Genomic DNA, 25,153 nt, shown 5'->3' with positions numbered 1-25,153 from the left:
TGAATTACGGTACGGCGGCGGCTGGTTGGGGCGGAAGAGCGCGAGCCACATCTGTGTACAGCACCGTGATTGTGGATATCGCGGTCACCCGTGAGGGGGACAAGCGGTGGCGGGGGAGGGGCCGAAGCAGGGTTCCGTCATCCCAGAGCGGCGGCTCCCACGGCGGCCTGCTGCTCGGCCCGGGTGCGGGCGGCAGCGGCATCGGCCGGATCGCCGGTCCGGTCGGCGAGCCGGGCCCGGGCCTGCCAGTTGTAGGGGCAGATGGGGCGCAGGTTGATGCGCTCGCTGAGCAGGGTGCGCGCCAGGTCGTGACGTCCTGCGCGGATGGCGGCCTCCACCAGCGTGCGCTGCACGGCGTCCCGCTGCGCGTGGCTGCCGCCGAAGAAGTTGAGCCGGCGGCGGATCGGCGTGAGCAACTCGACGACACGGGCGTACTGCCCCTGTCGGTACGCGATGAGGGCCCGACACACCGGCAGTCCGATCTCCTGCGTCATGGCGTGGTTGGAGACGGCCGGGTCGGTCCGGGCGAGCCACAGCTCACGGTCCTTGACCAGCTGCTCGGCGTCCGTCAGCCGACCGGCGCCGACGTATGCCATGACGGCGTGGACGTCGTTGAACGCGTAATAGGCGCCGTCCTCGCGCCCCGCCCAGGCCTCGGCGAGCGCCGCCCAGCGTGCGCCGACGTCGGTATCGGTCAGGAGCAGCCGCCACAACAGGGCGGAGGCGTCCAGGAGTTCCATCGCGATGCCTTGCGACGCCTCGTGGTGGAGGGTGTTGTCGTAGACCGCGAGGACCCGGTCGATGCTCCCTGACTCCAGCGCGTACAGGGCGTAGTGCCAGGAGTTGTGGACGGAGAGGAAGTTGCCGTCGGCCCAGTCGTCCGTCCGGGCGTCCAGATAACGGATCCCGTCCGCGAACATCCCCCGCATCTCGTATGTGTGCACGACCGCGTGGATGCCCCACACATCGCGTGGATGCCGCTCGACCGCCCGCAGCCCGGTCTCCTCGGCGCGGCTGTAGTGCCCCGACTCCTCGAGCCCGAAGGCGTACATGCCCAGCAGGGGGCCGAAGTGCGGGTCTTCGCTGTCCCACGAGGCGAGCGCGCCGCCGATCCGGTCGCGCAGGCGCTGGGCGTCGCCCGTGAAGAAGTCGATCTGGTGACCGACGGCCAGGGCAAGCGCGTCGCGGGGATAGGCGCTGCTCAGCTCGCCGAGGACGGCACCCGCACCGAACATGTCCCCGTCCAGCCAGGCTTCGGCGGCGGCCGTGTGCATCCGCTCGCGCGGCGAGAGCCCGGTGAGGTCGACCGCGCCGAGGAAGGACTTGAACGACTGCCGGGCGGCAGCGGCGTCCTTCTCCTCGGTGCCGAGCAGCCCGAGATAGCTGCCGAAGACGTGAGCCATGGCCGATCCGGGAGATGCCTCGGCCATCGCCTGGGCCTCGTCGGCCACCTCCCCGCGGAAGAACAACAGCGCGTCCAGCGCCCGTTCGTAGTGCCTCGCGGCCTCATCGCTCGTGCCACTCATGGCGTGGTCATGCCGGTCCATTTCCATCGCTGCCCCTGATCCCGTCGACTCTGTCGCAGTCTCGCGAATCTGCCCGGGGGATGCGAGGACGACGCACGCCTGCGGGTCAGGTGGCTAGACCGCGCCCACCGGATCGTCCAGCACTGCCCGTACGACAGAGTGCGCCGCGCCCAGCAACGGCCCGTCGGAACCCAGGCGGGACACCGTGACGGCGCAGGCCGTGCCGGCTGTGCGACGGTCCAACTCCGCCTCCAGGGGAGGCAGCAGCCACGGGGCGAGCCGGGAGAGCGCGCCGCCGAGCACCACCGACCGGGGGTCGAGGAGATTCACCGCACCGGTGAGCGCGATGCCCAGGGCCGCCCCGGCGTCCTTCAGCGCGCGCCGCACGTCCGTGTCGCCCTGCGCGGCCCGCTCCGCGAGCAGACCGAGCCGGTCCGTGCCCGGATCGAGCCCGGCCGCGCGCAGCACCGCTACCTCGCCCGCGTACTGCTCCAGGCAGCCCCGCCCGCCGCACGGACACGAAGGGCCGTCGGGCCACACCGGCACATGCCCCAGCTCACCCGCGAAGCCGCGCGTCCCGCGCAGCAGACCTCCGTCGACGACCAGGGCCGCACCGATGCCGATCTCGGCGGAGACGTGCAGGAAGTCCTGAGGCACCTCCTCGCCGAGCCACAGCTCGGCCAGTGCGCCGAAGTTGGCCTCGTTGTCGACGGTGAGCGGCGGCTCGGCGGGGAGCAGCGCGGCGAGGTCGACGTCGCGCCAGTCGAGGTTGGGGGCGCGGACCACCGTCCCCGTGCCGCGGGCCACCAGTCCGGGGACGGCGACGGCGAGGCCCGCCGGGCGCAGTCCCTCCCGGCGGGCCTCGGCGCTCACCTGCCGGATCAGCGTGACGAGTTCCTTGACGACCGGTTCGGCTGCGCGCCCCCGGTTGCTGCTCTGCCGCACGGCACGCGCGCGTACCTCTCCGCGCAGATCGACCGCGCACACCGCGAGATGGTCGACGCCCACCTCCGCGCCGATGCCCGCGGGACCGCTCCCGCTGATCGCGAGTGCCGAGCCGGGACGGCCGACCCTGCCCGGCCGCTCAGGTCCCAGCTCCGCCAGGAGCCCGGACCGGATCAGCTCGTCCACCAGCGTGGAGACGGCGGCCCGCGTCAGGCCGATCCGGGTGGCCACGGCGGCACGGGACAGCGGCCCGTGCGCCGCGACGGCGTGCATGACACGGGAGAGATTGCGGCGGCGCATGGCCTGCTGGGTGTCAGGCAGCCGGCCGCCGGACGTGCCCTGGCGCGTGCCATGCGGTGGTGCGGTCATGCCCCCGTCAGCCCCTGCTCTCCGTGGTCCTCGCCGTCACTGCTCATGCGCCGCCTTGTCCAGCAGCGGCGTCGCGTCGGAGAGTACCCCGGTGATCCGAGCGAGCGCCGACTCGTCCCGCGCCACCGGGTCGAGCACGGGTCCGGCGGCCGTGCCCCAACGGCGCGCGACCGCCGCCGGGTCCTCGCCCGTCAGGATCCCCGCGGCCTGTGCGGCGGCCCCGAGCGCGACCAGCTCCTTGGCCTCGGGTACCTGGACGGGCCGCCCGGACAGCCGCCGCACGGTGTCCTGCCAGGCCGTGCCCCGTGCACCGCCGCCGATCAGCAGCAGCGGCGCCGAGCGGTCCGCGTCGGCGTCCAGGACCCGGTCGAGGGCGCCGAGCAGGGAGTGCACCGCCCCGTCGTACGCGGCCTGCAACAGCTGTCCTGGAGTCGTGTCGTGCCGCAGCCCGTGCAGCAGCCCCGAGGCGTGCGGCAGATCAGGGGTCCGCTCGCCGTCCAGGTAGGGCAGCAGCGTGACCTCGCCGCCCGCCTCGACGGCCTCGCGGTCCAGGCTCAGGAGCGCCGCCACCCGGTCCACGGCCAGCGTGCAGTTGAGGGTGCAGGCCAGCGGCAGCCAGTCACCCCGCGCGTCGGCGAAACCGGCCACCGTCCCCGTGGGGTCCGTGGGGCGCCTTCCGGAGACCGCGTACACCGTGCCGGACGTGCCGAGGCTCAGCACCGGAATGCCGGGGCGCAGACCGAGGCCGAGTGCCGCCGCCGCGTTGTCGCCGGTGCCGGGGGCCACCAGGGTGCCCTTGGAGAAGGGCAGTTCGCCGTGTCCGCGCACGGTGCCGACGATCTCTCCAGGGCGCACGACACGGGGCAGCAGCGCCGGGTCGAGGCCGACCATGCCGAGGATCTCCTCGTCGTACGCCTCGGTCGCGGACGCCCACCAGCCCGTTCCGGAGACATCGCCCCGGTCGGTCGTGCCGCTGCCCGTGAGCCGCTCGGTGAGGTAGTCGTGGGGCAGCCGGACGGTCGCGGTGGCAGCGGCCGCGGCCGGTTCGTGCTCGCTGAGCCAGGCCCACTTGGTCACCGTGAACGACGGCCCCGGCACACTGCCGACGCGCTCGGCCCAGGCCTTCGGGCCGCCGAGACGGTCCACCAGGGAGCGGGCCTGTGCCGCCGAGCGGACGTCGTTCCACAGCAGCGCGGGCCGTACGGGCCTGCCGTGCGCGTCGAGCGTGACGAGGCCGTGCTGCTGTCCGGCGACCGACACCGCGGCGGCCTCCCGCGCCGCATCGCCGCACTGGTGCAGCGCCTCGACCAGGGCGTTCCACCAGCTTTCGGGGTCGCTCTCGCGGGCCGAGCCCGAGCTGACGCCGTGGGGCGCCTGACCGCTCGCCACGACTCTGCCCGTCGCGGCGTCGACGACCAGGACCTTGGTGGACTGCGTGGAGCTGTCCACGCCGACGACGAGCGGACCGTCGGCTGCTGGCGCTGATGACATCGGGGGTCTCCGTTCCCGCGGCTCTTTCCGGGTGTGTCCGGACTTCTCTCCGTCCGACCTTCCCAGGGATGCCTCCGGATACTAATTTGTTAAGGGCCATGACGAAATAGTCGTGGCGCCCACGTCCGGGTACACGGAACAGCCGTGCCCGGGCGGCCCGCCGCCGCGCATCAGCCACCCTGGGAGCCGCACATGACGTACCAGCCCACTCCAGAGGACAAGTTCACCTTCGGTCTGTGGACCGTCGGCTGGCAGGGCAGGGACCCGTTCGGCGACGCGACCCGCGCCCCGCTCGAACCGGCCGACTCCGTACGGCACCTGGCCGAACTGGGTGCCTACGGAGTGACCTTCCACGACGATGACCTGATCCCCTTCGGCGCCACGGACAGTGAGCGCGAGTCGCACGTCAAGCGGTTCCGGCAGGCACTCGACGCGACGGGCCTCGTCGTGCCGATGGCGACCACGAACCTGTTCACGCACCCGGTCTTCAAGGACGGTGCGTTCACCGCCAACGACCGCGACGTACGCCGCTACGCCCTGCGCAAGACGATCCGCAACATCGACCTCGCGGTGGAGCTCGGCGCCCGCACCTACGTCGCCTGGGGCGGCAGGGAAGGCGCGGAGTCCGGCGCGGCCAAGGACGTACGCGACGCCCTCGACCGCATGAAGGAGGCCTTCGACCTGCTCGCCGAGTACGTGACGGAACAGGGCTACGACATGCGCTTCGCGATCGAGCCCAAGCCGAACGAGCCGCGCGGCGACATCCTGCTGCCGACCGTCGGGCACGCCCTGGCCTTCATCGAGCGCCTGGAGCGTCCGGAACTGTTCGGCGTCAACCCCGAAGTGGGCCACGAGCAGATGGCCGGGCTCAACTTCCCGCACTCCATCGCGCAGGCCCTGTGGGCGGGCAAGCTCTTCCACATCGACCTGAACGGTCAGACCGGCATCAAGTACGACCAGGACCTGCGTTTCGGAGCCGGCGATCTACGGAGTGCCTTCTGGTTGGTCGACCTCCTGGAGAGGGGCGGTTACGAGGGGCCGCGGCACTTCGACTTCAAGCCGCCGCGTACGGAGGACTACGCGGGCGTGTGGGACTCGGCGGCGGGGTGCATGCGCAACTACCTGATCCTGCGGGAGCGTTCCGCCGCGTTCCGCGCCGATCCGGAGGTCCAGGAGGCGCTGCGGGCCGCCCGTCTCGACGAACTGTCGCTGCCGACCGCGGAGGACGGCCTTGCGGGGCTGCTCGCCGACCGCGGTGCCTTCGAGGACTTCGACGTCGCGGGCGCCGCCGCGCGGGGCATGGCCTTCGAACGGCTCGACCAGCTGGCGATGGACCACCTCCTGGGGGCGCGTGGCTGACCCTGGACTGCAACTACGGGGCGGTGCGCCCCGTAAGCACCACTACGGAGGCGCCAACTTCTGCACGGGGGTCGCGTCTTGACCGGTGCGAGGCGACTCTTGACGGTATGGCCATGCCACCCGTACCGCCGCAGCCGCCTCCTCCGCCGGGCGACGCGCCCCCTCCGGGTGACGGCGGATTCGGACCACCAGGAGGCGCCTACGGACCTCCTCCGGGCGGTGGGGGCCTGCCGCCCGAAGGCGGCGGGATGCCTCCGGGCGGTGGCGCGTGGCCGCCGTCCCAGCCGCCCGGAGGGCCGTCGGGACGGCGGGGCGGGCTGTTCATCCTGCTGGCCGCGATCGTGGCCGTGGCCGTGGTCGTCGCGGTGGTTCTCGTGGCCACCGGCGGGGATGACTCGCCGGGCGAGAAGGGCCCTTCCGAGAGCGGCAAGCCCACGCCGTCACTCAGCATCCCCTCGCAGATCCCCTCGGAACTGCCCACGGAAATCCCCTCCAACCTGCCGAGCGAGCTGCCGTCGGGCCTCCCCAGCGACCTGCCGACCGATCCTGAGGACCTGGAGTCGCTGATTCCGTCAGCTGTGGGGAACGAAGCGCCCTGAGGGGTCCGCACCCGCGGAACTTTCGTCCAAGACAGGAGCGTCGAAGTCGGCGACCGTAGAGGCATGCGCAACGACGAAGTGTGGTCCGCCCCGGCGGATCACGAGACCGAGAACGGCTGGGAGGTCGCGGGCCTCGTCGGCGGCACAACTGTCGACGGCGTCCAGATGGCCGGATTCCGCGACCGTGCGGCCGCCGGTCTCGACATGCTGGTGCTCCCACAGCCTGCCGTGATCGTCGTCATCGGGCTCGGGGATGCCTCGTTCACGGTGGAGGGCGCCACGGGGCGCCGTTCCCTGCGGAGCATGGTCGCGTCGTTGTCGCCCGGTCCGGCGCGGATCCGGGCCGAGCGGGTCGCGTGCGTCGAGGTGCGCCTGTCGCCTCGGGCCGCGCATGCGCTGCTCGGGGTCTCCCCGCGTGAACTGGAGGGATCGCTGACCGGCCTCGAGGACCTCTGGGGGCGGCACGAGCAACGGCTTCGCGAGCAGCTGACCGAGGCCACGGCATGGCAGCAACGCCTCACCCTGGTGGATGAGTTCCTCGCGAAACGGGCGGCGCGGGCACCCTCGATGTGGCCCGAGGTGGCCGCCGTGTGGGACGACATCGTGGCCCGTCGAGGCCGGGTCCGGATCAGCGACCTCGCCGCGTCCTGCGGATGGAGCCGCAAGCGGCTGTGGTCCAGGTTCAGTGCGCAGATCGGCGTCAGCCCCAAGCGCGCCGCGATGCTGGTCCGCTTCGACCACGCCGCCCGAGCGCTCTGCGCCGGTGCCGATGCCACCGATGTGGCTCTGGAGTGCGGATACGTCGATCAGCCCCACCTGCACCGCGACGTACAGGCCTTCGCGGGCTGCACGCCGGGCGCGCTGGCGGCCAGGGCGACGTCTGTCGACTAGCGATCCGCCCTACAAGGCGATCCGCCCTACAAGGCGATCCGCCCTACAAGGCGATCCGCCCTACAAGGCGATCCGCCCTACAAGGCGATCCGCCCCGCCCCACAAGGCAATTCGCCTCACTAAGCAATCCGAAAGACGCTGGAAGGAATACACCTGTGACGAACACCGATGGTTCCGCGCCGGACATGACCGGCCCCGCCCTGATCGCCCGGCTCGCGTTCGGGAGCATGGCCGCGCAGACCCTGCGCGCGGCAGTCCGGTTGAGGGTGGTCGAGCTGATCGGCGACAAGGAGCGCGGGGCCGCGGAAGTGGCGGCCGATGCCGGAGCCGAGCCCCAGCCCATGAACCGCCTGCTCCGAGCCCTGACGGCGCTCGGCCTGCTGAAGGAACACGCACCCGGTTCCTACTCGGTGACCCCGGCCGGGACGTTCCTCGATCCGGGCCACCCCGAGTCGCTCACGTCGTTCGTGCGGATGTTCACGGACCCGACGATGCTCCGGCCCTGGGAGCACCTGGACGCCAGTGTCCGCACCGGCGACATAGCCTTCGACGCCGTGTTCGGCACGGACTTCTTCAGCTACCTCGCCCAGCACCCCGAACTCTCCACGGAGTTCAACGCGGCGATGAGCCAAGCCGTGGGCGGAACCGCCGCAGTGCTCCCGCATGCCTACGACTTCGGCCGGTTCTCCAGGATCACGGACGTCGGAGGAGGCGACGGAACCCTCCTGGCCGGCGTTCTGGAGGCGCACACGGACCTCACCGGCGTCGTCTTCGACACGAAGGACGGCCTCGCCGAGGTCCCGACCACACTGCGACGGCACGGACTCACGGAACGCTGTTCGTCGGTCTCCGGAGACTTCTTCCATTCGGTGCCGAAAGGCTCGGACCTCTACCTGATGAAGAGCATCCTGCACGACTGGACGGACGAACAGGCGGTCACGATCCTGCGCCACTGCCGCGAGGTGCTGCCGGCCGGCGGCCGCGTCCTGATCGTGGAGCCCGTGCTCCCTGAAGTCGTCGACGCCGAAGCCGACACCGCCGACGGCGGAATCACCTATCTGAGCGACCTCAACATGCTGGTGAACGTGGGCGGCCGAGAGCGCACGCGCCAGGACTTCGAGGACGTGTGCCGTCGAGCGGGCCTGTCGCTCACCTCGGTCACCCCGCTTCCCGAGGCCGCCCCGTTCTCTCTCATCGAGGCAGAGGCCGAGGCAGAGGTCGCCACCGACTGACGGCCGGGCGCGGGCCCTTACGGGCCCGCCCACCGCTTCGTATGCGCCTCAGATCCCCTTCGGCAGCCGTACGTACAGCACCGTGCTCTCGACACCGCTGTCCACCAGACGGCCGTTCTCGTCGAACGCCTCCGGACCGTCCGTCATCCCGAAGTCGTTGTCGTTGATCAAGGCGAGCGTGCGGCTGTTCACCAGGGCCACCCCCTCGATCTTGTCGGGGACGCCCTGCACGCGGCCGAGATCGACCACGAGCCGCTTCTTCAAGACGGGCACTCCGGAGTCCGCGGGATCGTCGAGCTGCTCCAGGGACGGCTGCGTGGCGGTGTCGTCCCACCGGTCGCCGAGGATGTCGGCGCGGCGGTCCAGCTTCACCGTCTGCAGCCGCGCCGCCTTGTCGGTGCGCTCCTCTACCAGGAGCCGGTCACGGCCCACGGCCACTACGGAGGAGATCTTCAGTTCGGACGTGTCGTCCTCGCCGGGGTCGACGACACCCACCGGGTCGAAGCGGTAGGCGTACTCGGCGGTGACTGTCTGCTTCTTCGGGGAGAAGCGCAGCAGCCGCGCCGTCCGCGACCCCTCACCGGCCTCCTCGTCGGGCAGCGACAGCGGGCTCTGCACCGCCATCACCAGGTCGCCGCCCGGCAGTTGGGCGAGTCCTTCGAAGCCGCGATTCACCTTGCGGTTCAGCAGGATGCCGGGGAGCGCCTCGACGACCGGGTAGTCGGCGCCCGAGAGGTTCAGCCCCTCGGGCACGTAGCGCTTGAGCACCTTCCCGCGCGCGGAGACATGGACGAGGGAGGGCCCGTACTCGTCGACCAGCCAGAAGCTCCCGTCGTGTGCCCGCACGATGCCCTCGGTGTCGAGGCCGTTCGGGTCGTACGTCAGCGGGGTCTTCGCGTCATAGGTGAACGGCGCCTCATCGCGTCCCTCCTGGTTGGGCAGCCCGGTGACGGGCTTCCCGGAGGACGTGGTGAGCGGCCGTGCGTCGATGACCTTCACGGTGTCTCCGGAGACGCGGATCTTCACGATCGCCGGGTCGAAGCCGGGGACGGGAAAGGTGCGGCGCTTCTTGCCGTCGACCTTGATCTGGCCGTTGGGCCCCCGGTCGGTCACCGTCCAGAACTCGCCCTTGCGGCCCGCCGGATAGATGTCGCTGCCGATGCCGCCGAGCCGCACACCACGGTCGTCGTCCACCGTTCCGGGCAGCAGCGCATTGCTGAACGCGCCCAGGGGAACGTCGCCGAGCGTCGCCGACGAAGTGATCCGAGGCGCGTCCTCCTTGACGTCGGTCTGCGCGCCCGTGGCCGTTCCGGTCACCGCGACGGCCGCGAGCACGGCGAGCGGCGCACCCACGGCGACGGAACGGCGGACGCGACGCTGACGAGCGGCGTGCGGGGACATGGGTGCCTCCTGGGGCGCGTGTTCGGTGACAGCGGCCAGACTTCGCCGTCGCCACGAACGTCGGGAGGCCGAGAGGTGAACGCGAGGAGACGTGCCGACGGCGCCTCCCGCGAGGGGCGGGAGGCGCCGTCATCATGGTGGGCCGGTCGGCGGTGGGTCGGGCCCGTAGCCTCTGTCGCCCCCCTCCAAGTAGCTCACGCCGACGCGTTCAGGCGGCTCGCGCTCATGAATCCGATGCCTCCTGAACCGATGTGTTCCACGCTCCCGGATGGTCCGCCCACGCTCAATCGCCGGTCAGGGGGAGTGCGCGCGCCGGTGTTCCCGGCGCGCGCCAGCGCGGCGCGGACGCGCCGGTGGCCGCCGCTTCCTGGGCGCCGCTTCCCGTGCCGCGTGCCTCACTCGGCGACGGTCACCACGGCGAGCGCCGTCGCCGGGTCGTGGGTCGCCGGGCCCGCCGGGGTCCAGCGGCCGCGCTCCTTGCGGTAGGGCCACCAGCGGCCGTCCTGCCCGTGCCGCAGCTGGGCGTCGCCGCCGACCACGGTCCAGCGGTTGCGGGCGGCTCGCAGCAGGGGCCGCTCGTCCTCGTCCCATGCGGCGTCGAGGGCTGCACGCGCGCGTGCGAGCGCCTCGGCGCCGGGCGTCCACTCCTCCTCGAGGACGGACAGCGCGGCCGGACCTCCGTACTCCCACGCCCGCATGGCCAGCGCGAGCCCGTCCTTGCCCCGGTCGCCCGCCGACGCGAGCCGTGCGGCCGCCGGTGTGTCGGGCGCCGAGGCCGCGAGCCGCACGGCGTCCTCGCCCACCGTCAACTCCCGCTCGACCGGCTGTCGTTCATGGCCCGGTGCGAGCGCCTCGGCCAGCAGCCGGTGCGCCTCGGCCGCCGCCCGCGCCGCGAGGAACTCGAGCGCCGTCGCGTCGACACCCGGTGCGGGCGCCTCCTCGGTGTCCAGCGAAGGCGGCAGGCCCGGCTCTGACGGCAGTGGAGGCAGTTCGGGCAGCGGAGGCAGGATGGCGCCCTCGGCGTACGTCACATCGGCGTACACGCCCTCCTGAGGCTCTTCCTGCTCCTCCTCGGGGGTCGCTTCGCTCTCCGCCCCCGCCACGCTGCGCACTTGCAGCTCGTCGAGCAGCTCGCGCTCCGCACGGCCCCGCATCAGGAGCAGGACGAACGGATCCTGGTCGAGCAGCCGTGCCACCTGGTAGCAGAGCGCGGCCGTGTGCCCGCAGTGGTCCCACGCGTCGCAGTCGCACTCGGGCTCCAGATCGCCGATGCCCGGCAGGAGTTCGACGCCCGCGGCCGCCGCGTCCTCCACCAGATGCGGCGGCATCTCGCGGTCGAGCAGCGCCGCGATATGTCCGGCCCGCTCCACGGCCATGCCGAGGAAGTGGTCCCACTCGGCCCCGGTCAACTGCTGCAGCAGTACGTCGGAGCGGTGCGGAGTGCCGTGCCGGTCCTTGACGACCGCGGTGATGCGTCCCGGGCGCACCGACACCGCGCCCACCGCGCCCGCGCGGGCGAGCCTGCGGCCCGCCTTCAACTGCTGGGTGTCCAGCGCCGTGTCCTCCAGCGCCTTCAGCCAGGCCTGGCCCCACCAGGTCTCCGCGAATCTCCGTCCGTGGGCGGGCGGGAGCGCGGCGAAGGTCCGCTCGTGACGGCTTCCCCGCCCATCGCCGGACTCTTCGGATGTGTCGTCAAACGCCTCGTCGTACATGTCGCTCATCGCGTCCCCCCTCGCAGCTCCACCAGATCCGACAGCTCGGCGTCGGTGAGTTCCGTCAGCGCCGCCTCGCCGGAGCCCAGCACCGCGTCCGCCAACTCCCGTTTCCGCAGCAGCATGTCGGCGATGCGGTCCTCGATCGTCCCCTCCGCGATCAAGCGGTGCACCTGCACGGGCTGTGTCTGCCCGATGCGGTACGCGCGGTCCGTGGCCTGCGCCTCGACGGCCGGGTTCCACCAGCGGTCGTAGTGCACGACATGCTCCGCCCGCGTCAGGTTCAGCCCGGTCCCGGCGGCCTTCAACGACAGCAGGAAGACGGGGATCTCGCCGTCCTGGAAGCGCTGCACCATCTCCTCGCGCGCCGCGATGGGAGTGCCGCCGTGCAGGAACTGCGAGGGGATGCCGCGGGCCGCCAGATGCCGCTCGATGAGCCGCGCCATCTGCACGTACTGCGTGAAGACCAGGACGCCGGCTTCCTCGGCGAGGATCGTGTCGAGCAGTTCGTCCAGCAGCTCCAGCTTTCCGGAGCGCCCCTCGATCCGCGGCTTGTCCTCCTTGAGGTACTGCGCGGGGTGGTTGCAGATCTGCTTGAGCCCGGTGAGCAGTTTGACGATCAGTCCGCGGCGGGCGAACCCGTCGGCTCCCGAGATCTCCGCGAGCGTCTCGCGGACGACGGCTTCGTAGAGACCCGTCTGCTCCGTGGTGAGGGAGACGGCGCGGTCGGTCTCCGTCTTGGGCGGCAGCTCGGGCGCGATGCCGGGGTCGGACTTGCGGCGACGCAGCAGGAAGGGACGGACGAGCTGGGCGAGACGCTCGGCTGCGGCCGGATCCTTGCCGCCCTCGACGGCCTGCGCATAGCGGGTGCGGAAGGTGCCGAGCTTGCCGAGCAGCCCCGGTGTCGTCCAGTCGAGGATCGCCCACAGCTCGGAGAGATTGTTCTCCACGGGGGTGCCGGTGAGCGCCACGCGCGCGCGTGCGCCGATGGTGCGCAGCTGCTTGGCGGTCGCCGAGTACGGGTTCTTGACGTGCTGCGCCTCGTCGGCGACGACCATGCCCCACGGAGCCTGCGCCAGGCTTTCGGCGTCGAGGCGCATCGTTCCGTAGGTGGTGAGCACGAACTCGCCGTCGGACAGGTCGTCCAGACTGCGCCGGGCGCCGTGGAAGCGTCGTACCGGGGTGCCGGGCGCGAACTTCTCGATCTCGCGCTGCCAGTTGCCCATCAGGGAGGTGGGACAGACCACGAGGGTGGGGCCGGCGGTCTCGCGCTCCGTCTGCCGGTGCAGATGCAGCGAGATCAGCGTGATGGTCTTGCCGAGGCCCATGTCGTCGGCGAGACAGCCGCCGAGGCCCAGGGAGGCCATCCGGGCCAGCCAGTTCAGGCCGCGCAGCTGGTAGTCGCGCAGCTCCGCTGCGAGTGCCTTCGGCTGGCCGACGGGCTCCATGCCCTCCGGATCGGCGAGGCGCTCACGGAGCGTCTGCAGCCAGCCCGTCGGCTGGACGTCCACTCGGCGCCCGGCCACTTCGGTGGTGCCCGTGAGGACGGCGCTCAGCGCGTCGATCGGGGTGACCTTGTGGTCCTGTTGCTCGCGGACCCGTCGCGCTTCCTCGGGGTCGATGAGCACCCACTGGTCGCGTAGCCGCACCACGGGACGGTTGGCCTCGGCGAGCCGGTCGAGCTCCTCGCGCGTCAGCTGCTGGTCGCCCAGCGCGTACCGCCAGTTGAAGGTCAGCAGCGCGTCGGCGGAGAGGAAGGACGGGGTGTCCGCCGACGGCTTGTCAGGTTCCCGTTCGTCGTCGTAGTGGTCGGGCGGGCCGATGACCGCGCGGGCGGTCAGATTGCGCGCCAGCTCCTTGGGCCAGTGCACGTCGACACCGGCCGCGGCCAGCAGCCGTGAACCCTCGCCCAGGAGCGCGGTCACCTCCTCGTCGGCGAGCTCGACGGCGTCGGGGACACCGGCGGAGAGCAGCGGGGCGAGCGGCGGCCACGCGCGCGTGGCGCGGCGCAGCGCCAGCAGGGCGTCCATGCGTGAGCGCGACCCGAACGACTGCGCCGCGGAGCCTGATCCGGCCCACACCTCGGCGGCGTCGGCGACGAGGGAGGGGTCGCTGACGCTGTGCATCTGCAGCACGGCGCGGAACGGCAGCCGCGTCTCCTCCGAGGTGTGCGACATCAGGCCGGGGACCTCGACGCGCAGCGAGATGCGTACGCCGGCGTCATGGCCCGCGGCGACATCGGTGGCCCAGAGGCGCTGTTCGGGGATGTGCTGCGGCTGCGGGGCCGCGAAGGCGGGGGCGCCGGCGGCCAGGTCGGCGGCAGGGGAGCGCGGCAGCGTGTCGGCCACCGCGTCGAGGAACCGCCGCAGCAGGCGCTCCGGTTCGGGCAGAAGCAGCGGCTCGGTGTCGGCCAGCGGCAGGGCGTGCGCGGCCGGAGGCATCGCCGCCGCGAGGTCGCGCAGCCGCCGCAGGTCGTCCGTGCCCAGCGGGCCCGAGCGCCACGCGTCGTGGTCGGTGGGAGTCAGCCCGGGCAACAGCAGGCCACGTGCGGCCAGTTGCAGGGCGAGCACGCCCGCCGTTCCCCAGAACGTGGCCGTGGGATGGGCCTCGGCGGTGGCGCGCGCGCGTGTCAGGACCGGCAGCGCCGTGCGCACCGGCAGCAGGAGCGCGGAGACCGCGGCGAGCCGGACACCGTCGTCACCGGGCGCGGCGACGGCCAGCTCCTCGACGACACCTCCGGTGCAGGTGGGCGGCGCGCCGCCCTCCGGATGCCAGAAGGCGACCCGACCGGCGCGCGCCGGGTCGTCGGGCACGAACAGCACAGAACAACGGGAGAGTTCGGAGATCTCGGAAGGTGACACGGCGGGGAGTCTGTGCTCAGCGATGACGCATTCCTCAAACTTGACTACTGAAACCGGAGCGGCCGAGGATACAACACGCCCGGGAGAAGACGGGAGCGCCCTGGTGGTGATCCCGATCACGCCACTCCGAGGGTGTAGCTAACCCCCCTGCGACGCGGTGCTGGCCCCCTCCAGAAGACGGGTGAAGGCGCCATGGTTGCCCAAGGTCACCGGCTCATACGTTGAGTGAAGTCCAGCCGATCACGTCACAGACCGGAGACCTCGCCATGTCCCAGACCGCCGCAGCAGTCGCGGAACGCCCTCCAGGCACCACCGAAAGGCAGGCCGCCGGAAGCGATTTCGCACCCCTCCTGCGCGCCGTCAAGGGACAGGGCCTGCTGGCCCGCAGGACCGGCTGGTACGCGTACACGATCGCCGTCAACGCCCTCGCGCTGACCGCCATAGGGGCGGGCCTCTTCCTGATCGGCGGCTCCTGGTGGGTGCTGCTCCTCGCGCCGGTGCTCTCCGTGCTGTGCGCGCGCACCGCGTTCATCGGGCATGACGCCGGGCACTCCCAGATCACCGGCAACCGAGGTGTGAGCCGCGCGCTCGGACTCATCCACGGGAACCTTCTCCTCGGCATGAGCTCGGCCTGGTGGAACGACAAGCACAACCGTCACCACGCCAACCCCAACCACATTGAGAAGGACCCCGACGTCGCCGCCGACGTCCTGGTGTGGACCAGCAAGCAGGCCAGGGTCCGGGTCGGCTTCCGGCGCTGGCTCACCCGCAACCAGGCCTGGCTCTTCTTCCCCCTGACGCTGCTCCAGGGCATCGCCATGAAGATCTACGGATTCCAGGACCTGCGCCGCCAGAGCCCGCGCGAGCGTGTCGTGGAGGGGCTCCTGCTGGTCGCCCACCTCGTCGGCTACGTGACCCTGCTGCTCGTCACCATGCCTGTGGGGCACGCCATCGCCTTCGCCGCCATTCACCAGGCACTCTTCGGCCTCCACCTGGGACTGGCCTTCGCGCCCAACCACAAGGGCATGGAAATGCCCGACCCCGACGGCGAGCGCTGGGGCCACCTGAGCCGCCAGGTCCTCACCTCCCGCAACATTCGCGGCGGCGTCCTGACCGACTGGTTCCTGGGCGGGCTCAACTACCAGATCGAGCACCACCTCTTCCCGAGCATGCCCCGCCCCAGCCTGCGGCGCGCCCAGCCGCTGGTCCGTGCCCACTGTGCCGAGCTGGGCATGCCGTACACGGAGGCGGGATTCGTCGACTCCTACCGGCAGGTCCTGCGTCACATGTACGAGGTCGGCGAGCCGCTGCGGGTCGAATAGCGGCTCCGGCAGCCTCCCAGCGGCTGCTCGCCACCGGTGCCCGGACGGAAGCGACTCAGGGTCCTGTCAGGGTCGCTCCTCAGGGGTCTATCAGGGGAGCAGACTGGAACCGTGGGCGGCGAGATCCCGTTTCTCAAGACAGAGAGCGGCAGCAGCCGCGAAGGAGGCGACGCACATGTCGAAGAACGCGAAGATCGCCGCAGGAGGTGTGGCGGCCGGCATCATCCTGTTGATCTGGCTGCCCTGGTGGGCCGCCCTCCTGATCGTGCTCGGAGTCCCGGCAGCGGCCTATCTGACGCTCGACCCCGGGCAGCGGCGCAGGCTGCGCCGTGTCACGCGCAAGGAGATCGGGCACTGACGGCCGCTCCCGAGGCCACGTCCCACGGGCCGGCGCGCACCTGACGCACGGCCGTCGACGACCTCCCCGCTCGCGGACCCGCCCGGCGCGGCTCCGCGAGCGGAAAACCCGTTGCGGCGCCGCCGGTTGTCCGGCAACCATGATCCGCATGACTTCCCGAGAGGAGGCCGCTCAGCGATCCCACGGTGATCGCTGATGGCCGCACACGAGGCGTCGCAGACGCCGTCCCGCCAACCTCAGCCCACTCCCGCGCCGCTGACACCGGCCTGGCTGAAGTCCCACTTCGACCCCCTGCCCTTCCCGGCCCGGACGAGCGCCCTGGCCCGCTACGCCCGAGCACTCACCCCAGAGGCGTACGCAACCCTGCGTGACGCCCTCGCCGCGGGTGACCCCGACGAACGGCACACCGCGCTCTTCCTCGCCGTCACCCGGCGCGATCTGACCGTCGTCACCGAAGCCCTGAACGATCCGCTCCTGCGCCGCCGTGCGCTCGCGGCCGCCATCCGCCTCCCGGTGCCGGACGCGGCCCTGGAACAACTCGTCCTGAGCGACATCCCCGTGGTGCGGCACGAGACCTACCGCGTGCTGCGGCTCAGCCGTCGGCAGACCCTCGCCGGACGCCTGCTGCCGCAGGTGCACGAACGGTACGGGCCGCGCGACGCCTCCCGGCTCCTGCCCGCATGCCCCGCAGAGACGGTCTCCGCCTGGATCGCCCGGCTCGACCCGCCTCCGGGCGTGCTGAACACGCTGGCGCGTACCGCACCGCACGCGGTGGCCGAACTGCTCATAGCCCAGGGCGAGAGCCGAGCGAACCGCGACCGCCACCGCTTCACGAGCCGCCACCGTGCGGCCGCGAGCCTGGCCGCGGGACGAGAACCCGCCGCCGGACTGCTGCTCCTCGAACGGAGTCCCGACCTCCTGACACCACGGGCGGCCCGCGCCCTGCTGCGCCACCCCGCCCGTGTCCTCGCCATCCTCCGCGCGGCGCCACCGGAAGAGGACGGATCCCCACGGGAAGTGCGGCTCACCGCAGGCGCCCTGCCGCCCGCCACACGGCGTGCGCTGCGCGAACTCCCGCCGGAAGACCTGCTGGAGCTGGCCCGCCGCTGCCCGATGAGACAACCGCGCCATCGTGGCCCCGGACGGCACGACACCGAACCGGACGGCCTGCTCGCGCTGCTGCCCGGCCCCGAACGCCGCCGCCTCGTCGAGGAACGCACACGGGGCGCCCGCTCCTCCATGCGGAGCATTCCCATGGCCACGCTCACGGCGCTGCGGCCGAGCGACCGGGCGGAAATCGTCGCCCCCTGGGTCGAGCGATGGGCGAACCGGGAGTGGACGTCGAGCCGCCTCGCCGTCGCCCTCCCGCTCGCCCTGGGCGAGCCGGTGCTGCGGGACATGGCCGACCAACACCGCCTGCACCACCGGCTCCTCGCCTGGCCCGCACTGCTGGCCTGCGCGGAACTGGAGGGCGACCTGGAGCAGTTCGCCCGGATCGCCGCCGACTGCGAGCGTGCCTGGCACGATCAGGAGGAGGTGCGCAGGGCGGCACTGCGGCAACTCGCGGGAACACCGCGGCGCCTGCTGGCCGCATTGCCCGAGCAGGTGCTGCGCGATGCGGCGATCACCACGGTCCAGTCCCGCGACTCGACCGCCCGGACATTGGCCGCGGCCGCGCGGCTGCTGCGCCGCGCGGTGGAAAGCGCCGCGTCCACCGGTGAGCCGAGCCGTGCCGCGTACGCGACGGAGCTGCTCTGCCAGGTCGTCTCCGACCCGCGCTCCACGGGACCGGTCGCCGTACTGCGCGTAGACGAGGCGGCGGCGCGAGCCCTTTGGACCGCCTGGTGTGCGACGTCCGCCGGCACCGGGGCCCGCCCCGACCTCCACACGGCCGTCGCGGAACTCCTCGCACCGCACTTGACCGCACTGCCCGATCTCGACTCCCTGGTCCGGCGTATCGCGCTGGAATGCGACGACCCGGATCTCGCCGGCCGCGCGGCGGCCGCCTGGGTGGCACCCGCGCAGCTGCGCGAGCGGCGCTGCGCCGAACTGATCGGCCTCGACGCCTCGTTCGTCGCGGTACCGGTGATCCTGCGGACCATCGCGACCCGGCGAACCGACCTTCTGGACACCGTGCTGGCTGCCGCCCGGAACGGGCTCACGGGGCGTGTGCGTCCCCGGACGGGAGCCTGGTCCGGATCCCTGCGACTTGGCGTCACCGGCCGCTGGCTGCCCGCGCAGCGCCAGGCATGGGACGAGCACCACGCGCGTGTGGCCGTCGACGACATGGTGCCGCTGCGCACACGGGCCGACGCGGCGGCACAACTGCGCCACCCCGAGACTCTCGTAGCCCTCGCGGATGCGGCTCCACAGCCCGTCGCCGCGGCGGCGCTGGGGGTGTTGGGCGAGGTGCCGGGCGTGGCGCACGACGGCGCGGCGCCCGCCATGGAACCGCTGCTGGACATCCTTTCGCGACACACCGGGACGGGCGGTGTGCGAGGGCGTGCCGCCATGGCATCCGTGCGCCGAGTCCTGGAGTCCATGCCGGAACCGGACGCCGTCGCCCTGCTCGGCCCCGTCGCCCGCGCGTCCGACGCCCCCGTCGGCACCAGGAAGGAAGCCGTCCGGTCCCTCGGCACGCTCACCGGTGACGAGGCGTTCGACGCGCTGGTCAAGGCCTGGGACGAACCGGGCCAGCACCGCGACGTACGAGCCGTCATCGCCCGGCTCTTCGTGGCAGCGGTCGACCGCCCTGCCGTCGCCGACCGACTCGTCCGGGCGGCGGACGAACCGGCCGTCCGGGAAGTGGTCATCCACGCACGGGTGGGCGCCGTCGGTGAATCGCTGGGCGCGGCCTACAGGGCCTTCCTGACGCGTCTGGTGAGAGAGGGAGACAAGGAGACCGTCGTCGCCGCGTGCAGGGGCCTGGCGGCGTGGTTCACGCCGGAAACGGACGACGCCGTGCGCACCGTGGCCGAGGTCATCACGGACCAGCGGCGCTCCAAGCGGGAATGGGAGGCGGCAGCACGCCTGTTGCCGTGGTTTCCCGCCGGGCCGGTGGGAGCTGCCGTCCTCCAGGACACGGCCCGCCGGCTCCAGGAACGCGCGGCCGCGACCGACCCGCAGGCGAAGGCCGACGCCCTCCGACGGCTCTCCGGCATCGGTGACGCCTTGCAGGTGCGGCGGGGCTCTCCCCGGACACTCCTTGCCGCCGATGCGGTGGTGCTCTGGCTGCGGGCCGCGGGCCTGTGCCGCGAGGCGGCAGCGCTCACCTGGGAGACGTCACTGGCCGCCATACGGCACGGCGAACACGACACGCAGCGCTGGGAGCGACTCCTGCAGCTGATCGAGGAACGTCCCGAGCGTCTGCCCTCTTCGGGCGGCGTCTCGCTCGACGCGCGGGGACCACGTGCGCGTGCGGCGCTGCTCGCCGCTGTCCGGCTGCTGCGCGAACGCGGCACACCGGCCGCCGGTGTGCTGGCCCTCGCGCTGGTCCGCGTCGGAGGGCCGGCCACCTCGTGGGAAGAGGCGTGGCGCGGCGAACTGGCGGCCCTTCGGGAGCACGGCGACCAGGACACGGCCGTCGCGGCGCTGCTGATCGATCCGGGGCCGCCCCGCTGAACCCCGCGAGGGGTCAGACGGGACGTACAGCCATCTTGTCGAGCGCGTCGAGCAGACCCGGCAGCTCGGGCCCGCGCCCCACCGGCAGCACCTCGCCCGGCTCCTCGTCAAGGAGGACGAACGCGATGTCGTCGGTCCTGGCCACCAAGGACCAGCCAGGACCGTCGGCACGCAGTATGCGCGCGTCTCCGGAGGCGAACGACGACCGCACGCGTCCCAGCGGCGGCGGCGTGCTCACGTACGCCCGTGCCTCGGCCATGACCCGAGGTACGCCCGTGAGCGCCCCCGGATCGGCATCGGTGTCGTCGCTCTCCGAAGAGACCTCCTGAACGGAGTCCTCCCGCTGGGACCCGGCACCGTCGTCGGCATCGTCCGAGAGGAAGTCGGCGTCGTCGATCTGCTCCCGCCAGGCCGCCCACTGCAGCGCGATCTCATCGGCCCCGAGCCGTCGTTGGGCGGGCCCCCAGATGTCGGCCTGCGGAGGCGTGAGAGGCGTGAGGTCCGGTTCGTCCGGGCCGGGCTCGGGGTCGTGCGGAGCGGGCACACCGGGCGCGGCGACGGCCACCGCGAGCGGCCAGCCGGGCAGTGCCGCGACCACCGTCCGCTCGTCGGGCGACAGGTCGTACTCCATGCCGCAGTCCCAGGAGGCGATCGCCACGGCGACGAGGGACACGTCGTCTACGACGACCGTCCACCGGGCGCCGTCGCCGTCCTGGCCGAGCACAAGCCCGTACCCGTCGGCCAGCGGCGCGAGCCCCAGGGCCGCACACGCCTCCGGATAGTCGTCGCCGAGCACGCTCGGGAACTTCGCGGGTGTCAGGAGCACCGCCGTCAGCACGTACAGCGCGTCGTCCTCGGCGGCGACTGCGTCGTCCGTCCCGGCCATGCCAGCCTCCCCATCGCTTCATTCGTCGGCGCACCATAACCACTGGTCGCCTTGATCGTCGAGGGGTGGATGACCAGGAAACCCGCTCGTCGGCTCCCGCGCCGGACACCTATGCTGCTTGTCATGCCCCCAGCCAGTTCGCACTTCGTGTGTCTGCCGTGCCGCGCTTCCTACAAGAAGCCGGCCGACTACGGACGCGTACGCGTCGACATCTGCCCCCAGTGCGGCGGGCAGTTGCTGAACGCGGGTTCCGCGCTCGCCGTCCCGAAGCGACGCGACAAGGCCGCCTGGCGTGCGCTGGGCGCCGTCCTGACGGCCGGGCTGCGCTTCCGGCAGGGCTGCTGCGGGGGCCCCGGCCACCGCCCTCGCACCCCGCGCGAGGTACGCGAACGCCTCGCCCACGCGGCCGAGCACGGGATCCCCGTGAGTGAAGCCCTGGAGTGCCCCGACCCGACGCACGCGGACGTCAGGCGGCAGGCAGGCCGAGGAGGCTTCGCGCCACGTCCTTCGGCGACTCGTCGCGCTCCCGGGCGAGGGCGATGACCGCGCGGCACGCGAGTTCGCTGACGCCGAAGGACAGGGCCTCGGGCGACACCCAGCCGGTGGCCTCGTCCATCCGCTCCTCGTCGTCCTCGGCGCAGGCCGCCACATAGACCGCCGCGGCCTCGAAGATGTTGTGGGCGCGCTCCTTCTCGCCCTGGACGGCCCCCTCGGTGCGCCACAACTTGCGGAACTTGTCGAACATGTGAGCCACCTTCCCCCTGGCGCTGGCGGCGCCGTTGATCATTCATCTTACGTACCCCAAAGTAGAGTTGGAGCTTCGGCGACTGAAGGGGGACCGTGCGGTGAAGCGCTACGAGCGGCTCGAGGAGATCCGGCGTCTGGACCCGGAGAAGGACGCCCTGGCGATCTACCGGCTCTCCGCGACGTACGAGTTCCCCTGGGACTTCACGCGCGCCCTTGAGCTGGCGCTCTACCGCACCTACGCCGTCCCCAGCATCGGCCGACTCCTCGCGGAGACGGCGGAACTGACGGACCGTACGCAGAAGAGGTACGACGACACGGCGCTGCTTCTCGACACCGTCGTCGAGCACGGCTTCGGCACGGACGAGGGCCGCACGGCGATCCGCCGCATCAACCAGATGCACCGCAGCTACGACATCAGCAATGAAGACATGCGGTACGTGCTGTGCACGTTCGTGGTGATGCCCAAGCGGTGGATCGACACCTACGCATGGCGCCGACTGTCACGCCACGAGACGGTCGCCGCCGCCGTCTACTACCGCACCCTCGGCCGGCACATGGGGATCCAGGACGTCCCCGAGTCCTACGAAGAGTTCGCACAGTGTCTTGACGCCTACGAAGAGGCCCACTTCGCCTGGGACGAGGGCGCGCGGAAGGTCTCGGACGCCACCCTCGACCTGATGGCCTCCTGGTATCCGCGCTCCCTGGCGCCGCTGCTGCGCACGTCGACGCTCGCCCTGCTCGACGAACCGCTGCTGCGCGCCTTCCGCTACGAACCGCCGGGCGCCGTCACGCGCACGCTCGTCCGGGGCGCGGTGCGGCTGCGCGGACGAGCCGTGCGGCTGATGCCGCCGCGCACCGCGCCGCACTACGCCCGGCAGAACTGGGAGATCAAGGGCTACCCGAACGGATATCGCGTGGGCGAGCTCGGCACCTTTCCGGTGCCGGGAGTGCGGGGCTGCCCCGTGCCGCACGGTGACCCGTCCGCGGCCGCCTCAGCCGAGTGAATCCAGCGTCGCCCGCAGCCAGTTGAGCTCGGCCCGGCTGGTCGCCCGGGCGATGGTGAGGATCCCGCGCCGGAACGGATCCTCCAGTTCCTCGGCGCGCAGCGGGCGGTCGCCGTCGTAGAAGAAGCTGGCGGGTTCCTCCAAGAAGGCCAGACGGCGCCGCAGGACCGCGGCCTGTGCCGCCTTGTCGTCCAGGTGGCGGAGGAAGGCGAGGACGGTGAACCAGCGGTTCTCGTCCGTGACGTCCGCCCGCGCCGGTTCCGCCAGCCTGCGCCGCAGCTCGCGCCTGCCCTCCGCGGTGAGACTCAGGACGTGCCTGGGTGCCGCGACCGATCCGGGCTGCGTCTCGCGCGCCAGCAGGCCGGCCTTCTCGAGCCGCTTGATGGCGGGGTAGAGCGTGCTCTCCGCGACCGGGCGCACGTGCCCGGTCAGCGCTGTGATGCGTTTGCGCAGTTCATAGCCGTGCAGCGGTGAGTCATACAGGAATCCGAGGATCGCCATCTCCAGCATGCGGTGCATTCTGCCGTACGGCAGTTGTACATCGCTTATGGGGTACATCGCCTGTGGCTTACATCGCCCGTGGCTTACATCGGCTATGGCTTACATCGATCACGGTATACATCGGCACCGATGTATTCTCTCTCATGCGAGCAGGACGGTCGAGTGGGAGTGAAGGAGTGGCGATGCGCCAGGCACGGTTCGACGCACAGGGGAGCTGTATCCGCTGGACAGAGGTCGACGGATCCGGTCCGGGCCGGGTGTACGTCCACGGGCTCGGCGCGGCGTCGGTCGTCTATCACGCGCATATCGCGGCGCGGCCCGAACTGGCCGGACGCCGGTCGCTCTTCGTCGATCTGCCGGGCCACGGCATCAGTGACCGCCCGGCCGACTTCGGCTACACGCTGGAAGACCACGCGGACGCCCTGGCCGCGGCGCTGGACCATGCTGAGGTGTCCGGGGCAGAGGTCATCGCGCACAGCATGGGAGGCTCCGTCGCCATCGTGCTCGCGCACCGCCGCCCAGACCTGGTGTCACGCCTCGTCCTCACAGAGGCCAACCTCGACCCCAATCCACCCGTGACGGCGGGCAGCAGCGGAATCGCCACCTACGGAGAGGAGGAGTTCGTCGCCGGCGGCTACGCGCGCGTGCTGGACGGTGTCGGCCCCCTCTGGGCGGCGACCATGCGGCTCGCCGATCCCCGCGCCCTGCACCGCAGCGCGGTGGGGCTCGTGCGGGGGACCCGGCCGACGATGCGCGGGATGCTCATGGACCTGCCCGTGGAGCGGGTCTTCGTACAAGGCGAGCTGAGCGGTGAGGTCACCGACCAGGACGGACTGGTGGCGTCCGGGGTCCGGGTCGTCACCGTTCCACGGGCGGGGCACAACGTCATGTTCGACAACCCTGAGGCGTTCGCGTCGGTGATCGCCGATGGCCACTGAGGTCATCGGACGCTCTCCGGGCGAGCCCGTCTAGGCCTTGCCCAACTTCCCCTCGATCCACCTGACACCGAAGTCCACCACCTCGCTGGCCTCGAACAGGTGGCTCTCGGCCGCGCCGACCAAACCCGTACCGCCGATCCCCGCCGCGAGCATGTCCCGTGCGACGGCGTCGAAGGGGTCCTGCCCCTCCGGCACCACCGGGGAGTAGTCGAAGGCTCCCTCCGAGGAGTCGATGTCGTGGAACCTCCGCCACACCCGCTCCCCGTCCACGAGGACCGGCTGCTCGTGCTCCACGAATCGCTTGCCGGGAGCCTCGGCGAGCGCCTCGGAGTGGTGCAGCAGCGTGAGCGAGTCCAGCGGGGCGCCCAGCAGGAGCACCCGCCCGCCCATGGCGGCCAGTCGGGCCAACGGGCTGGCCGGGCCGTGCGGGGCGTCCCAGGGGTGGTCTGCCATCAGCGCAGCCGCCGACGCGCCGAGCGCGGCAAAACTCGCATCGGGGTGACGGCTCCGCACAGCGCCGGGCCAGGTCCGGAGCGCTTCGGGAAGTCGTCCGTAACTGTGGTCCGCCTCGCTGCGCAGCGGGTCGTACGCCGGATGCTCCGCGCGGATGGCGTCCTGCCAGGCGCGCGGCCAGTCCGGGAACTCGTAGGGCAGCGCGTCGTTCCAGCCGCACGTCACCATCAAGGTGCCCGGTACGCCGACGACGTCACGGAGGGCTTCGATGAGCGTCTGAGAGCCCCCGGCGACGTATCCGAGAGCGGACAACCGCGTATGGAACATCACGATGTCGCCCTCGGCGAGGCCGAGGGCGGTCAGATCACGGCGGAGGCGAGCGCGGGTCACCGGGCCGTCCGAGCGCTTGAGCAGGGCCACTTCGTCCATGCGGTCGACCGTATCCGCCGCCCACGGGCGCAGGACAACCGATTTCGACGCTCCAGGGTGGCCGGTGTCCGGACCGGGTGGTCATGGTGTGATGGCCGCGTGAGCCGCGCCGCAGAACAGACCAATCGCCGCATGCTTCGGGCACGGGACGCGATGGACCGCGCCTACGCACAACCCCTGGACGTCCCGGCCCTGGCCCGGATCGCCCATGTGTCGCAGGCGCACTTCGCCCGCACCTTCCGGGACACCTTCGGCGAGACACCGCACCGCTATCTGCAGCGCCGCCGGGTCGAGCGTGCGATGTTCCTGCTGCGGGAGACCGATCACAGCGTGACGGACATCTGCTTCCAGGTCGGCTTCGGGAGTCCGGGCACGTTCAGCCGCACATTCCGCGACATCGTGGGCAGCTCACCGCGGACGTACCGCAAGGAAGCGACGTCGGTGGGGGTGCCGACGTGCTTCGCGAAGGCGTGGATGCGGCCGAGCGCCTGAGGACGAACGGCAACCG

20 protein-coding genes are annotated in these 25,153 nt (G+C 71.8%); 10 read left to right on the top strand and 10 right to left on the bottom strand.

All coding sequences use genetic code 11. The annotated features are described in order from the left end of the window. Positions 1 to 137 precede the first annotated feature (137 nt). From ACIBKX_RS24830 to xylB, 3 genes are all read right to left on the bottom strand, one after another. Positions 138 to 1,553 carry a tetratricopeptide repeat protein gene (locus ACIBKX_RS24830; RefSeq protein ID WP_363273062.1) on the bottom strand — a complete coding sequence of 472 codons (1,416 nt, stop codon included), beginning with the start codon at positions 1,551 to 1,553 and terminating at the stop codon, positions 138 to 140. Positions 1,554 to 1,640: 87 nt separating this feature from the next. Then, positions 1,641 to 2,840 (bottom strand): ROK family transcriptional regulator, encoded by a 1,200-nt coding sequence (locus tag ACIBKX_RS24825; protein WP_363273059.1) that lies wholly within the window; start codon positions 2,838 to 2,840, stop codon positions 1,641 to 1,643. Between the two features lie 36 nt (positions 2,841 to 2,876). After that, complete coding sequence (gene xylB, locus ACIBKX_RS24820) at positions 2,877 to 4,331, bottom strand: xylulokinase (RefSeq protein WP_363273058.1); 1,455 nt, start codon at positions 4,329 to 4,331, stop codon at positions 2,877 to 2,879. 192 nt (positions 4,332 to 4,523) lie between these two features. On the opposite strand from xylB, the gene xylA reads away from it, so the two are divergent. From xylA to ACIBKX_RS24800, 4 genes are all read left to right on the top strand, one after another. Next, entirely contained in the window at positions 4,524 to 5,690 is a 1,167-nt protein-coding gene (gene xylA, locus ACIBKX_RS24815; RefSeq protein ID WP_363273057.1) for a xylose isomerase, read from the top strand. Between the two features lie 113 nt (positions 5,691 to 5,803). After that, a complete protein-coding gene (locus tag ACIBKX_RS24810) occupies positions 5,804 to 6,289 on the top strand; it encodes a hypothetical protein (RefSeq protein ID WP_363273056.1) in 486 nt (161 codons plus the stop codon). A gap of 63 nt (positions 6,290 to 6,352) precedes the next feature. Then, positions 6,353 to 7,180 carry a helix-turn-helix domain-containing protein gene (locus ACIBKX_RS24805; protein WP_363273054.1) on the top strand — a complete coding sequence of 276 codons (828 nt, stop codon included), beginning with the start codon at positions 6,353 to 6,355 and terminating at the stop codon, positions 7,178 to 7,180. Between the two features lie 185 nt (positions 7,181 to 7,365). Then, positions 7,366 to 8,412 carry a methyltransferase gene (locus tag ACIBKX_RS24800; protein WP_363273250.1) on the top strand — a complete coding sequence of 349 codons (1,047 nt, stop codon included), beginning with the start codon at positions 7,366 to 7,368 and terminating at the stop codon, positions 8,410 to 8,412. A 48-nt stretch (positions 8,413 to 8,460) separates the two neighbouring features. Here the strand turns inward: ACIBKX_RS24800 and ACIBKX_RS24795 are convergent, their stop codons facing one another. The 3 genes from ACIBKX_RS24795 to ACIBKX_RS24785 form a co-directional block, all read right to left on the bottom strand. Continuing rightward, positions 8,461 to 9,813 (bottom strand): esterase-like activity of phytase family protein, encoded by a 1,353-nt coding sequence (locus ACIBKX_RS24795; protein WP_363273053.1) that lies wholly within the window; start codon positions 9,811 to 9,813, stop codon positions 8,461 to 8,463. Positions 9,814 to 10,208: 395 nt separating this feature from the next. Further along, positions 10,209 to 11,534 carry an SWF or SNF family helicase gene (locus ACIBKX_RS24790; RefSeq protein WP_363276954.1) on the bottom strand — a complete coding sequence of 442 codons (1,326 nt, stop codon included), beginning with the start codon at positions 11,532 to 11,534 and terminating at the stop codon, positions 10,209 to 10,211. Further along, positions 11,531 to 14,386 (bottom strand): DEAD/DEAH box helicase, encoded by a 2,856-nt coding sequence (locus ACIBKX_RS24785; protein WP_363276953.1) that lies wholly within the window; start codon positions 14,384 to 14,386, stop codon positions 11,531 to 11,533. Before ACIBKX_RS24785 ends, ACIBKX_RS24790 begins: the two co-directional genes overlap by 4 nt. Before the next feature lie 266 nt (positions 14,387 to 14,652). On the opposite strand from ACIBKX_RS24785, the gene ACIBKX_RS24780 reads away from it, so the two are divergent. The 3 genes from ACIBKX_RS24780 (at position 14,653) to ACIBKX_RS24770 (ending at position 19,687) form a co-directional block, all read left to right on the top strand. Continuing rightward, positions 14,653 to 15,708 (top strand): acyl-CoA desaturase, encoded by a 1,056-nt coding sequence (locus ACIBKX_RS24780; protein ID WP_363276952.1) that lies wholly within the window; start codon positions 14,653 to 14,655, stop codon positions 15,706 to 15,708. 175 nt (positions 15,709 to 15,883) lie between these two features. Next, positions 15,884 to 16,066, top strand: a complete 183-nt coding sequence (locus ACIBKX_RS24775) for a hypothetical protein (protein WP_363276950.1) — start codon at positions 15,884 to 15,886, stop codon at positions 16,064 to 16,066. 195 nt (positions 16,067 to 16,261) lie between these two features. Then, positions 16,262 to 19,687: a hypothetical protein gene (locus ACIBKX_RS24770; RefSeq protein WP_363276949.1), complete on the top strand. Its 3,426-nt coding sequence runs from the start codon at positions 16,262 to 16,264 to the stop codon at positions 19,685 to 19,687. Between the two features lie 13 nt (positions 19,688 to 19,700). On the opposite strand, the gene ACIBKX_RS24765 is transcribed toward ACIBKX_RS24770, so the two are convergent. Next, a complete protein-coding gene (locus ACIBKX_RS24765; protein ID WP_363276948.1) occupies positions 19,701 to 20,573 on the bottom strand; it encodes a hypothetical protein in 873 nt (290 codons plus the stop codon). A gap of 466 nt (positions 20,574 to 21,039) precedes the next feature. Beyond that, on the bottom strand, positions 21,040 to 21,318 hold the full coding sequence (locus ACIBKX_RS24760) for a hypothetical protein (protein ID WP_363276946.1): 279 nt from the start codon (positions 21,316 to 21,318) through the stop codon (positions 21,040 to 21,042). Between the two features lie 100 nt (positions 21,319 to 21,418). Between ACIBKX_RS24760 and ACIBKX_RS24755 the strand changes: the two genes are divergently transcribed. Next, entirely contained in the window at positions 21,419 to 22,324 is a 906-nt protein-coding gene (locus ACIBKX_RS24755) for an oxygenase MpaB family protein (protein WP_363276945.1), read from the top strand. On the opposite strand, the gene ACIBKX_RS24750 is transcribed toward ACIBKX_RS24755, so the two are convergent. Continuing rightward, on the bottom strand, positions 22,313 to 22,834 hold the full coding sequence (locus tag ACIBKX_RS24750) for a PadR family transcriptional regulator (protein WP_363276943.1): 522 nt from the start codon (positions 22,832 to 22,834) through the stop codon (positions 22,313 to 22,315). The two genes, ACIBKX_RS24755 and ACIBKX_RS24750, sit on opposite strands and share 12 nt — an antisense overlap. 173 nt (positions 22,835 to 23,007) lie before the next feature. Here ACIBKX_RS24750 and ACIBKX_RS24745 point away from each other — a divergent pair, with 173 nt between their 5' ends. Next, on the top strand, positions 23,008 to 23,763 hold the full coding sequence (locus ACIBKX_RS24745; RefSeq protein WP_363276942.1) for an alpha/beta hydrolase: 756 nt from the start codon (positions 23,008 to 23,010) through the stop codon (positions 23,761 to 23,763). A gap of 30 nt (positions 23,764 to 23,793) precedes the next feature. Here ACIBKX_RS24745 and aac(3) read toward each other — a convergent pair whose 3' ends face one another. After that, positions 23,794 to 24,645, bottom strand: coding sequence for an aminoglycoside 3-N-acetyltransferase (aac(3), locus tag ACIBKX_RS24740; RefSeq protein ID WP_363276941.1), 852 nt, complete (start codon positions 24,643 to 24,645; stop codon positions 23,794 to 23,796). 132 nt (positions 24,646 to 24,777) lie between these two features. Here aac(3) and ACIBKX_RS24735 point away from each other — a divergent pair, with 132 nt between their 5' ends. Continuing rightward, positions 24,778 to 25,137, top strand: coding sequence for a helix-turn-helix transcriptional regulator (locus ACIBKX_RS24735; RefSeq protein WP_363276940.1), 360 nt, complete (start codon positions 24,778 to 24,780; stop codon positions 25,135 to 25,137). The last annotated feature ends 16 nt before the right edge of the window (positions 25,138 to 25,153 follow it).

This window comes from Streptomyces sp. NPDC050658 (assembly GCF_044457025.1).
Classification (GTDB): domain Bacteria; phylum Actinomycetota; class Actinomycetes; order Streptomycetales; family Streptomycetaceae; genus Streptomyces.
Note: the sequence above shows the minus strand (reverse complement) of the source record. Positions and strands in the feature narration are given on the sequence as shown.